Below are 10829 nucleotides of genomic sequence, written 5' to 3'. Positions count from 1 at the left end.
AAGGAAGGTTGGCTCTATCCGAAATTCATGGAGCAGGTCTGTCCCGGCCTTCCCGACTGGACCGCCCTCATGAAGCCGGAATGCGTTCAGGCTCTGTCGACGCCCGACACCGCGCCGAATGGCCGCTTCCTTGATTATCCGGCGGAATGGGGCTCGCGTACACCCACTATCATTGCCGACAACAATATGCCCTATACCGCTGTGCCCTCTGGCTCGGAAGGTGCGCTTGTCGCCGAGTTGTATTCATCCGAGGCCGCAAAGACGCCGTTAGTCATGATGTTCTGGGGACCGCATTACTCGCTGGCCGAAAATGATGTCGGCTGGGTGAAAATGCCACCTTGCAAGGATCAAACTAATGCGCATTGCATCAAATCGCCCGAAGTTGTTAAGACCGTCTGGTCTGGCTTCGGCGCCAAGTGGCCTGCTGCGTATGCCTTCCTGAAGGCTTTCAAGGTCGACTCCGACGCTTATCAAGAGATGGCCGTGGCCGTCGACAAGAAGGGGGAGGATCTCGACGCCGTTGTGAAGGAGTGGGTCGATAGCCATGAATCAACCTGGCAACCTTGGATCGACGCCGCCAAGAAGTAACCCCTGGAGGATAGCCCATTATAATGCAGCGGAAGCAGTGCCCATGGCGCGGCTTTTAGCGGTCCGCCAACGCGTCGGGGTCGATCTTGTAGCCCATAGAGTCGAAATAGAAGCCCGGCCGTCTGCCGTATGCTTTCCACACGTTGTGGCAGGCAATCTTGAGCGGTCGTGCTTGCGTTAAGCCGCTGAGGACAGGTTCCGTAGTAACTCTTTCAATAGTGCGGCGGCGTCATAGCCCAGACCACGACTGCTCTGTCTACGCCGGGGTTGCGGTACCGGTGCGGCTTAGAGGAATCGAAATGAAAACTATCGCCTTCATGAAGCAGGAAGACGTCTTCTTCGATCGTGATCTCCAGTTGGCCCTTGCTGACATAGCCAGCTTCTTCTCCGCGGTGGGCATAGAGCTCGTTCCCGGAGTTCGCGCCCGGCTCGAAGGTGCAAAGGAGCAGTTCAAGCTGACCGGCAAGAGAGGGTGACAGCAGCTCGTCCCGAATGCCAGACTCGAACCTTAGGGCGCGCCGTTTATTCCCGCGCACGATGACTGCGCTCTCAGCGCCTGCTTCATCTTCAGGGTCAGGGAAGAACCAGTTGATGTTCACTCCAAGGAAGCGCGCGATAATGCTTAGCGCGCGTATCGACGGCATCGCCTGTTCGCGCTCCAATTGACTGAGATAGCCGACCGACAGCCCTGTCCCGCGCCCCACGTCCTGGAGCGTCATCGCCTTAGCCTTGCGCAAGTCGCGCACACGCGATCCGATGATCGGGTGTGTAGTGCGCTGGCTGACGGTCGATGAACCATCGTCTGCTTCTGAGAAAGATTCCTGCCGAATGGATTGACTCATCAAAAATTTTCCGTCATTTTTTTACTGAAGACGAATATCTAGGATATCAATTATGGCAAAAACAACAGGCGAAGTCATCACCCAAGCGTTGCATGCCTATGGCGTTCCGTTCGCTGCAGGTATTCCAGGTCATGGAAACTGGGCCTTGGTTGATGCCTTTGCAGACGCCAGCAAGGCGCCACGCTTCATACAGGTGCTTCACGAGCAAAGTGCCATGCATATGGCGGACGCGTGCTTTCGGCTAACCGGAACACCCGGCGCCGCAACCGGTTCAATCGGGCCGGGCGCTGCAAACACGCTTATGGGACTTGCCACCGCCTTTGCTGATTCGAGCGCTGCACTGTTGCTGACTGGGTCGTCGGCAAGCCACGTTTCGGGTCATGGTGTCATGCAATCCCTAGACCGCAAGTTCACTCCTGACTTTCCGCGTCTAGCGGAGCCGGCGACAAAGGCGGCGTTCCACCTCGCCCATGCAGACATGGCAGCATCAGTAATGCACCGGGCATTCAATTCGATGCTCACTGGGCGACCCGGACCTGCGAGCATCGACATTCCCCTCGATGTCCAAGTCGCGACTACGGACATTGACGTGCAAGACTTGTCGCGACGCATGCCACATGGAGGGATGCGGCCCGATTCAGCGTCGCTAGAACGTACGGTTACTCTTCTACTTGCGGCAGCGCGCCCATGCATCGTTGCGGGGGGAGGCGTTTTGACGGCGCGCGCATCGGTTGAACTCCGCCAGGTTGCCGAAAAGCTTGGTGCGCCAGTCGTCTACACATGGAATGGGAAAGGAGCCCTGCCCGACGATCATGCGCTGTGCATCGGACCGGTCGGTGTTGGTGGCTCTCGCGCGGCCAACGATACCGCCAGCAATGCGGATGTACTGCTTGCGTTGGGATGTCGATTCTCCGACTGGAGCTCCTCGTCCTTTCGCAAAGGCGTTACGTTTTCAATACCGCCAACGAAGCTGATACATATCGATATCGATCCGAGCACAATTGGCCGAAGCTACCCCGTCGAAGTCGGGATCGTTGCTGATGTGCGCCTAGCACTCACCGATCTCGGCGATGCGGTCTCCAAGTCGCAAGCCGTTACCGCGAGTTCAAACCGGGCGGCGTATTTGGAGCAGGTCATAAAGGGCAGGGAGCGCTGGGAAGGAGTCCTCGCCGCGCGCCGCGACAGAACGGACATGCCGGCTTCGATGCTTGCTATCCTTGCAAGAATAAGACGGGCACTCCCGCGGGACGCTGTTGTGACGGTGGGCTCGGGCCATTGCCAAGCGGCGGTTCGTCAGGGTTTCCCGGTGTTGGAACCCGGAACTCACGTGACCTCAGGCGGTTACTCCAGCATGGGGTTCGCGGTTCCTGCCGCAATGGCATCGAAGGTCGTTCGTCCGGATGTTCCTGCCGTCGCTATAGTCGGTGATGGCGATTTTCTGATGTCAGCCCATGAACTCGCAACCTGCGTGATGCAAAATCTGCCGATCATCGTACTCGTTCTAAATAACCAGGGCTTCCTGTCGATCCGAGACGGTCAGAAAGCTCTCTTTGGACGTGAAATGGCCTCCGAATTCTATGTTCGGGGTTCGGAAAAGGCCTATTCCCCGGACTTTGTGACACTTGCGAGGTCGTTTGGCCTGGATTTCGCCGAACGTGCACTGGATCTGCCCTGTCTCGAACGGCTGATGCGCAATGCTGTCACGCACAATGGGCCGGCCCTAATAGAAGTTCAGGTCACCCGCGACCCCTCCTTCGCAGGCGCCGAGCCATCGGGCTGGTGGGACTTCCCTCCAATGCCGACCGCTTCAGCCGAAATACTTATCGACTACGAGTTTGGCAGGGCGGCCCAACAGCATCTGGGTTCAGACACTTGCAGTGTCGAACTACGCCAGCCTCTTGGCATCTATGGCTAACACGAACTCTCCAGTTCAAATCAGAAGTACAAATGAGCGAGAGAACGACTTCTTATGGGCGAATTGCAACCAATTAAATGGAATGAAAGTTGATGAAAAGGCGGTCATGGACCAACTGGTTTGGCAATCAGACCTGCCAACCGGATCAGCTGCACTACCCTGAATACGAATCACAAGTGCAGGACATCGTCAGGAGTGCTGCGCGAGACGGTCTCGACGTTCGCGTGGTCGGCGGCGGACATTCGCTACCCCCTGTCGTCAACACAGATGGCGTCCTGATCGATTTGGCCAACCTCACCAGTTCAGTGCGCGTTGACGCGCACTCGCAGACTGCGACCGTGTCGGCGGGCGTCAAACTCAGCGCCATCTTCGACCCCCTCTGGGAGGCTGGCCTTGCGCTGAAGAACATGGGTGAACTCGCCGAGTCGACGATCGCCGGGGCCGTCTCTACCGGTGCGCACGGTACCGGGCTCACGCTGCAATGCACTTCGGCGTCGATGATTGCGGCCCGACTGGTAACCGCCAACGGAGAAGTTCTGGAAGTCTCTGCTGACCGCAACAGCGAGCTGCTCAAGGCCGCTCAAGTCTCCGTTGGAATGCTCGGCGTGTTCACTGAAATCACGCTGGGCGTTACCTCGTACTACGACTTAGAAGAGCGCTCTGCACTGATGACAGTGGACGAGGTTATCGATCGCTGGGATGAACTCGTGGAAGGGCACCGCCACTTCTCCTTCTATTACATCGCCACCCCCGCAGCCGGCGAAGCATTCGCCGCTCAGCTCACACATCTTCCGGCCGGTGTCACCGACGCATGCTATGCGACCATCATCGACGCCGTAGATCCCGCGGCGCCGTTGACCGTCGACAAAGACGGCCACGTGCGTAGAGACCGGATGAACCGGATCCTAACCATTGAATTCGATCCTAACTATCGCGAAACTGAATACGCTGTTCCCGCCGAGATCGGTAAGGAAACCTTCCTTCAGCTACGGCAGATGTTGCTGACCAATCACCCTGGCTACGCATATCCTGTCAACGTGCGGTTCGTGGCCGGCGACGAGGCATTCCTTAGTGCCTACAACGGCGGACCCAAAGTCGTCTTCTCCGTCTCCGACCACCCATCCGCCCCCTGGACATCGGTCCTCAAGGATGCCGAAAAACTGTTCCAACAACGCGGCGGCTTACCGCATTGGGGCAAGGAGCACACCTTGCTCCGCCACACTGCAGCTGCGCTGTTCCCTGGCTTTCACCGCTTCCAGAAAATCCGGCGCGAACTAGACCCAGAAGGCATCTTCTTGAACGCGCACCTGCGTGAAATCTTCGGCTGAGCAAGCTTGCTGCGCGCAAAGGACTTGTAAAATGAGTAGTTCCGTCACCGCTGAAAATACGACCTCGGAATGGGTAAACTGGTTCGGCAACCAGCGATGCGTCGCTCACCGCATCGAATACCCTACCACCGAAGCAGCTGTACAGGAAGCTGTCGGCCGCGCGGTGGACCAAGGGCTATCGATCCGGGTGATCGGAGGCGGTCATTCATTGACCCCCGTCGTACTAACTGACGGGGTGCTTCTCAACATCACTCCAGCACAAGACATTGCGGTGGATCTGTCACAACAGACGGCCCGAATTGCAGCCGGGCACATGGTACACCACGTCGCCGATCGGCTGTGGGATGCGGGCGCCGCGCTAAAAAACTTAGGCGAACTTAAGGCAGCGACAATGGTCGGCGCTGTTTCCACAGGAGTGCACGGCACCGGCATCGAGCTTCCCTGCCTGGCAGCGTCGGTTCGGGGAGCGCGCCTTGTCACTGCCGATGGCTCAGTAGTCAACATAACCGAAGCAGACTCGGAGTTGCTGCGCGCAGTAAAAATCTCCCTCGGTATGCTCGGCGTGATCACCGAGCTGACCGTCACCACCCTGCCGGCATACCGTCTACACGAACGTTCATTCTATTGTTCGGCGAATGAGCTAGCCGACCGCTGGGACGAACTAGCCCACACGAACCGACATTTTTCGTTTTTCTACCTTCCCGATGCAGCAGCGGTGCTGTGGTACTCAGGCGTGGTGCCGCAGATAATGACAGCGCTCGGAGGCACGGGCGAAACCGCTATGCTCGACAGTCCCACTTCGGGTGACACCTGTCTGGTTACCGTGCGCGACCTCGTCGATGTCGGATCGCCGGCCCCAACACTTCGGTCAGGCGAAAGGTGTGATCGAATGGACAGGATTCTGACTTACGACTTCACCTCGCCCTACCGCGAAATAGAATTTGCCATTCCGTTCGAGATTGGCGCGCGAACCTTCCTCGAACTACGCGGCCGTCTGCGGAAGAACTACCCCGCCTACGACCATCCGGTACTCGTCAGGTTCGCCGCCGAGGACGACTCGATGCTCAGCTGGTTGCGCGGCGGCCCGAAGGTGATCTTCTCTTTGACCGACGATGCTGACGCCCCCTACGACCGTATGTTGGCCGATTTCGAAAACTTCTTCGACGAACGTGGCGCGCTTCCACATTGGGGCAAGGAGCATTCGCTTAACGTCGCCCGACTGCGACGCCTTAAGCCCGAGTTCGAACATTTCCGAACGATCCGCCGCGAGCTCGATCCGCGCGGAATCTTTCTCAATGATCATCTTCGCCCGCTATTCGAGTGAGGCGGTTTGGCGACGATGTGCACCACGGGACAAGGAATAGCGAAGGCGCAGCGACGTTATTCGGTCACCACTCTGTGTTCGGTCAGCGAATTGGCCTGGAAGGTAGTCCCGATCTGGGATCTCTTGCAGACCATACCGCTTCTCGTTTTCCTGACCCCGATGCTGATGTTCTTCCAGATCGGTGAATTCCCGGCGTTTCTGGCGATCTGCGCCTATGCGATCGTGCCGATGATCCGATACACCCACCATGAGCTCACATCGACGCCAAATGATCTGATCGAGGCGGCTGTGGCAGCCGGAGCGAGCGAGAGCCAGATCATGCGGGAGATCCGCATCCCCGCTCGGCTCCGAGCATTCTCTCTCGGTGTCAATCAAACGATAATGTACTCGTTTGCAATGCTGGTCATCGCGGCGCTCATCGGCAACGACAGAGCTCGGCCAGCAAAATCTACCTGGCCCAAAGGGCAGGCCAATGTGGGGCTCGGCATCGCCGCCGGATTTTTCATGGCAGTCTGGCCTTGGTCGTCGACGGACTCGTCCAGTAGCCAAGCAACGGCACACACTTGGTCTATAGGCGACCCGGCCGGCAATAGCGAAAAATGGACGAAACCGATGGATGCAAGATCTGATCGAAAGACGCTATTTTTATTTTACCTGACGCCGGAGCTCCCAGGGATTTGAACTCGACCACGCCGCAGTCAGTCAGGCAGAAATCGTCAGAGATTATCCGAGAAATTGAGCATATGAACACATCGGTAGAGGCACAGAAGACATCGACGATATGGAGCAACTGGAACGACACCGTCCGGTGTCGTCCCAGACGTATCGTGACCGCGACCACGGAGACCGAGGTTCAGGAGGCAGTCACCCATGCAGCATCGGCGAATCTCACGTTGCGTCCCGCGGGTGGGGGGCACTCTTTTGGTCCGGTCGTAGCCACCGACGGCATAGTTCTGGATGTGAGGATGTCGGGAGAGCTTACGATCGACGGGGCACGGGCAGTCGTACCGGGTGGGCGACGACTTTATGAGATTTTTGAGCCTTTGTGGTCGCACAACGTAACGCTTGTTAACATGGGCGAGCTCGACACGACTGCGCTCACCGGCGCCATCGGAACAGGAGTTCACGGGACCGGTATACAGCTTCCCTCAATATCTGCGTCGTTGAGCGCCGCGCGACTCGTCGCTGCGACGGGGGATGTGATCGAGTTGGAGGCGCGCACGGACCTGATGCGTGCAGCTCGCGTCTCGATGGGAATGCTTGGTGTGATGTGCGAAACGACGATCGACGTTCTGCCCGCCTACGATTTGCATGAGACGTCGTTCTTTGGCAGTCCGGAGCAAGCTCTTGAAGAGTGGGATGAACTCCTTCACTCCAATAGGCATTTCTCCTTCTACTATCTGCCCAACGAGAGGGCGACGGCGACCTATGCGAACATCTTCCCCCCGGTCCCCTCCGGCACCGCTGGCGAAATCTGTTACACGACAATTCGTAACGCCCTTGAACCAGGTGAAGGGTTCTCGGACGTGGACTCGCTGGAGCGCCGCGACCGCATGAACCGAATCCTGACTTATACATACCCCGTTATGTATCGCGAGATCGAATACGCCATCCCTCTCGATGCAGCAAAACGCGTCTTCCGTGAGGTACGGAATCGACTGCGGGACCACCACCCGTCCTACGCTCATCCGATCGACGTTCGCTTCGTCGCACAGGACGATGCGCTACTAAGCTGGTGTCACGACGGACCAAAGGCCATTTTCTCAGTGCCGGACTCGCGAGATTGTAAGTACGACGACGTCTTCGCAGACTTGGAAGCCGTCTTCTGTCATCATGGTGGACTTCCGCACTGGGGCAAGGAGCATCGACTGACTGCTCAACGGCTCAAGCAACTCCAGCCCGGATTCGAGCAATTCCGTGAGATTAGACGTGAACTCGATCCCCACGGGGTGTTCTTAAACGATCACCTTCGCGCTCTGTTCCTATAACGCCCTGCCTGCGAGCTAGAGTGTGCGTCAGCGGTTGTCGAGGTAGAGGCTCTGACCCTGGCCGGTCTCTTCGAAAAGCCGTGCTGCGGAACCCGGTTGGCGTAGCGGTGGAAAAGGATCGCCAGCATGGCAAGCCGGACTTCCTGGCTTTCTACCGCCTGCATCCTTCAGAAAACCTGGGAGATTGTTGCCGGCTCGCGTACGAATAAGCTACCCGGTGGGGTTTCGCCTACCGTCGGTCCGCGCGAAGGCTTCGCGGATGGTTTTCTCCATGCCATCGACTGCTTCTCCAGTGGAGAGCGGATTGCGATGCAGTACGACATTCGAAGAATCAATGTCACCGAAGCCGTCCGCGGCGGTCAGTTCGCGGCAGTCGATGGGAATGTTGCTGCGCGAGATCGGCGCGATTGCCAGGCCGGAGGTGACAGCCAATTCCAAGCCGCCGGCGGTGTCGCTGGTATAGGCGACACGGTATTCGAGACCGCGTCGCTGCAGTGATTTGATCGCGAAATCGCGGCACCAGCCATCACGACTATAGAGCGCAATCGGAACCGGCCGCTCTTCGTGCATGTGGTGCAGTATCGATGTCACCCACACCGTCGGGTCATGTCTCAGCACATCACCACCGGAATAGCCTTCCCATTCGAACACCACGGCAAGGTCAAGCTCGTCGGTCGCCAAGGCTCTCATTTGCGAGGCCGAATGTGCATAGCGCACAGTGACCTCCACACGCGGATGACGCTTGGCGAATTCGCCGAGTCCGCGCGACAAGATCGGACGGCCATATTCGGCGGGGATGCCGATGCGCACTAGGCCTCCTATAGGCGGTGTGAACATCGATGCCGCCGTCTCATCCAGAAGCGAGACGATCCGACGGGCATTGACGAGGAGTTCTCCACCGCGGCGCGTTAACGCCACGCCGCGCGAGCTGCGCTCGAACAGACTGCCACCGATGATGGCTTCCAACTTCTTCATCTGCATGGAAACCGCAGATTGGGTGCGGCCTGCCTGTTCGGCAGCTCTCGTGAAATTTGCGGTTTCGGCCACAGCAACAAATGTGCGCAGAAGATCGCTGTCCAGGGTGGGCTTCATAACTCGTCATAAAAAATTTTGAGGTCTGCCATCATTTCAATTCGCTTGCGCGATGTCAAATGGCAACGGATACTTCGCGTGACACATTGGATCGCTGCGAGATTCGCTGGCCGACCAGTATGAAGAGTCCTCACTCGTGCCCGCTGCCACACACGGCAGCGGGCTCTTTTTTCGCTGGATCGACCATGCAGAACCGATTTGTGCTTGGTATCGTGAGCCTCTGCCTGGGCGTTCTTATCTTTTCGTTGCAGGACCCGCTTGTGAAAGCGGTATCGAGCAGCTACCCGGTGACGGAAGTGATGGCCATCCGCGCCATCGTCGCGCTGCCGATCCTGATCATTCTCGTTCAGGCCGATGTCGGTATAAAGGCCTTGTGGTCGAAGCGCGCCGGCATGTTGACACTGCGCGCTTTCGTCCAGTTCTCTTCCTATACACTTTACTACCTTGCAATCGCGGCCTTGCCGTTGGCTGATGCGGTGGCGCTTTATTTCATGGCGCCGCTCTTCATCATGGCGATGGCCGGACCTTATCTCGGCGAGCGGATATCCGGGCGAACGCTCGCCACCGTGCTGCTCGGCCTGGTCGGCGTGATCGTGATGCTTCGACCGGACGCTGGATTGTTCGATTGGGCGGCATTGCTTTCGCTGGGCTCTGCTTTCCTCTACGCCTTTTCACAGGTGATGGCACGCCGGATCGGCGGTACCGAATCTGCTACAGTCATGGCTTTCTATCAGAATGGCGCCTATATCGTTGGTGCGGTCGTCGTCGCTATTCTGATTCATCTGGCCGGCATCACTAACGCCGCCCATCCGAGCCTCGAGTTTCTAGTACGACCGTGGGTTTGGCCGGTGGTACCCGATCTCCTGAAGATGGCGGCCTGCGGATTCGTCGCTTCTGCCGGCATGATCCTTTTGTCCCAGGCCTATAGGCTGGCACCTGCCAACCGCGTCGCGACCTTCGAATACACCGGCATTATTTGGACGCCGCTATGGGGTTTTCTGTTCTTCGCCGAGGTGCCGCGCGAAACGACGGTGCTTGGCGCAGTACTGATCATCGGCGCGGGCCTGCTTGCTCTCCACAATGAGCGGCGTACCGAGAAACGTCGACGTGCCTGGACTGAAGCGGAGGACAGCGCCAAACAAACGGACAAGCTGCACGAGGCCTATCAAGTCCGGTGCGCGAATGCGCCACAATCCGACATCCATGCTCACGCCACGTCACGCGCAGTTTATGACCCGCTGACCTGTTCGAGACCCACTTAGCCGACCGCTCGGCAAAGAGAAGCTGCTGGCTGGCGACCTGAATTGACTACGCTAGATCGTCAAAGGCCTTCGCAGGTCATCAATGATGTCCTGCGGATGCTCTAGGCCGACCGAAATGCGAAGTAGTCCTGCAGGCGCCATGGATTTCGGCCCTTCGACAGACGCTCGATGCTCGATGAGGGAATGTGTCCCACCGACCAGTGGCTCTGACGATGAGTTTGAGCTGTCCGGCAACTGCCATCGCGGCCTCGGCTCCTCCCTGAACGACGAAGGAAGCATCGCCCGGTAGTCGCTCATTTGACCTTGCGCGAGAGCGCCCCGGATCGTCTGGCAGCCCCGGGGAGAGCACGTTCTCGACACGCCGATGTGCATGCAGTGCATTCCGCCACCCTGCGGGCTCCCTCGCAATGAGCCTGCATGCCCAGGGGCAAAGTCTGCAAGCCGCGCAGCGCCAGCCAGCAATCGAACGGAGCCGCCACGCTCCCTTGTG

10 protein-coding genes are annotated in these 10829 nt (G+C 58.2%); 7 read left to right on the top strand and 3 right to left on the bottom strand.

Annotated features, from left to right (window positions below; all coding sequences use genetic code 11):
• A partial coding sequence (locus tag G6N73_RS32405) for a glycine betaine ABC transporter substrate-binding protein (RefSeq protein WP_281353010.1) occupies positions 1 to 588 on the top strand: 588 nt, incomplete at its 5' end.
• Between the two features lie 212 nt (positions 589 to 800).
• On the opposite strand, the gene G6N73_RS32400 is transcribed toward G6N73_RS32405, so the two are convergent.
• Positions 801 to 1430, bottom strand: coding sequence for a helix-turn-helix domain-containing protein (locus G6N73_RS32400; RefSeq protein ID WP_165034023.1), 630 nt, complete (start codon positions 1428 to 1430; stop codon positions 801 to 803).
• 52 nt (positions 1431 to 1482) lie between these two features.
• On the opposite strand from G6N73_RS32400, the gene G6N73_RS32395 reads away from it, so the two are divergent.
• The 5 genes from G6N73_RS32395 to G6N73_RS32375 all read left to right on the top strand — a co-directional run bounded on the left by G6N73_RS32395 (position 1483) and on the right by G6N73_RS32375 (position 7985).
• Positions 1483 to 3345 (top strand): thiamine pyrophosphate-binding protein, encoded by a 1863-nt coding sequence (locus G6N73_RS32395; RefSeq protein ID WP_165034022.1) that lies wholly within the window; start codon positions 1483 to 1485, stop codon positions 3343 to 3345.
• Between the two features lie 92 nt (positions 3346 to 3437).
• Positions 3438 to 4673, top strand: a complete 1236-nt coding sequence (locus tag G6N73_RS32390) for a D-arabinono-1,4-lactone oxidase (RefSeq protein WP_165034021.1) — start codon at positions 3438 to 3440, stop codon at positions 4671 to 4673.
• Positions 4674 to 4704: 31 nt separating this feature from the next.
• On the top strand, positions 4705 to 5997 hold the full coding sequence (locus G6N73_RS32385) for a D-arabinono-1,4-lactone oxidase (protein ID WP_165034020.1): 1293 nt from the start codon (positions 4705 to 4707) through the stop codon (positions 5995 to 5997).
• Positions 5998 to 6012: 15 nt separating this feature from the next.
• The gene (locus G6N73_RS32380; protein ID WP_165034019.1) at positions 6013 to 6678 is read left to right on the top strand and encodes an ABC transporter permease subunit; all 666 of its coding nucleotides are present in this window, start codon (positions 6013 to 6015) and stop codon (positions 6676 to 6678) included.
• 62 nt (positions 6679 to 6740) lie between these two features.
• Positions 6741 to 7985 (top strand): D-arabinono-1,4-lactone oxidase, encoded by a 1245-nt coding sequence (locus G6N73_RS32375; protein WP_165034018.1) that lies wholly within the window; start codon positions 6741 to 6743, stop codon positions 7983 to 7985.
• 210 nt (positions 7986 to 8195) lie between these two features.
• Here G6N73_RS32375 and G6N73_RS32370 read toward each other — a convergent pair whose 3' ends face one another.
• On the bottom strand, positions 8196 to 9077 hold the full coding sequence (locus tag G6N73_RS32370) for a LysR family transcriptional regulator (protein ID WP_165034017.1): 882 nt from the start codon (positions 9075 to 9077) through the stop codon (positions 8196 to 8198).
• 185 nt (positions 9078 to 9262) lie between these two features.
• On the opposite strand from G6N73_RS32370, the gene G6N73_RS32365 reads away from it, so the two are divergent.
• Positions 9263 to 10339: a DMT family transporter gene (locus G6N73_RS32365; protein WP_165034016.1), complete on the top strand. Its 1077-nt coding sequence runs from the start codon at positions 9263 to 9265 to the stop codon at positions 10337 to 10339.
• 293 nt (positions 10340 to 10632) lie between these two features.
• Here G6N73_RS32365 and G6N73_RS32360 read toward each other — a convergent pair whose 3' ends face one another.
• Positions 10633 to 10818: a PLP-dependent transferase gene (locus tag G6N73_RS32360; RefSeq protein ID WP_343044826.1), complete on the bottom strand. Its 186-nt coding sequence runs from the start codon at positions 10816 to 10818 to the stop codon at positions 10633 to 10635.
• Positions 10819 to 10829: the final 11 nt, after the last annotated feature.

Source organism: Allomesorhizobium camelthorni, assembly GCF_011045125.1.
Lineage (GTDB): Bacteria > Pseudomonadota > Alphaproteobacteria > Rhizobiales > Rhizobiaceae > Allomesorhizobium > Allomesorhizobium camelthorni.
This window is presented reverse-complemented; position numbering and strand designations above follow the sequence as displayed.

What these genes read in the sequence shown, in the direction of transcription:
- G6N73_RS32395 (WP_165034022.1), top strand. Translation starts at nt 1,483, where the DNA reads ATGGCAAAAACAACAGGCGAAGTCATCACCCAAGCGTTGCATGCCTAT.
- G6N73_RS32375 (WP_165034018.1), top strand. Translation starts at nt 6,741, where the DNA reads ATGAACACATCGGTAGAGGCACAGAAGACATCGACGATATGGAGCAAC.
- G6N73_RS32400 (WP_165034023.1), bottom strand. Translation starts at nt 1,430, where the DNA reads ATGAGTCAATCCATTCGGCAGGAATCTTTCTCAGAAGCAGACGATGGT.
- G6N73_RS32370 (WP_165034017.1), bottom strand. Translation starts at nt 9,077, where the DNA reads ATGAAGCCCACCCTGGACAGCGATCTTCTGCGCACATTTGTTGCTGTG.
- G6N73_RS32385 (WP_165034020.1), top strand. Translation starts at nt 4,705, where the DNA reads ATGAGTAGTTCCGTCACCGCTGAAAATACGACCTCGGAATGGGTAAAC.
- G6N73_RS32365 (WP_165034016.1), top strand. Translation starts at nt 9,263, where the DNA reads ATGCAGAACCGATTTGTGCTTGGTATCGTGAGCCTCTGCCTGGGCGTT.
- G6N73_RS32380 (WP_165034019.1), top strand. Translation starts at nt 6,013, where the DNA reads ATGTGCACCACGGGACAAGGAATAGCGAAGGCGCAGCGACGTTATTCG.
- G6N73_RS32390 (WP_165034021.1), top strand. Translation starts at nt 3,438, where the DNA reads ATGAAAAGGCGGTCATGGACCAACTGGTTTGGCAATCAGACCTGCCAA.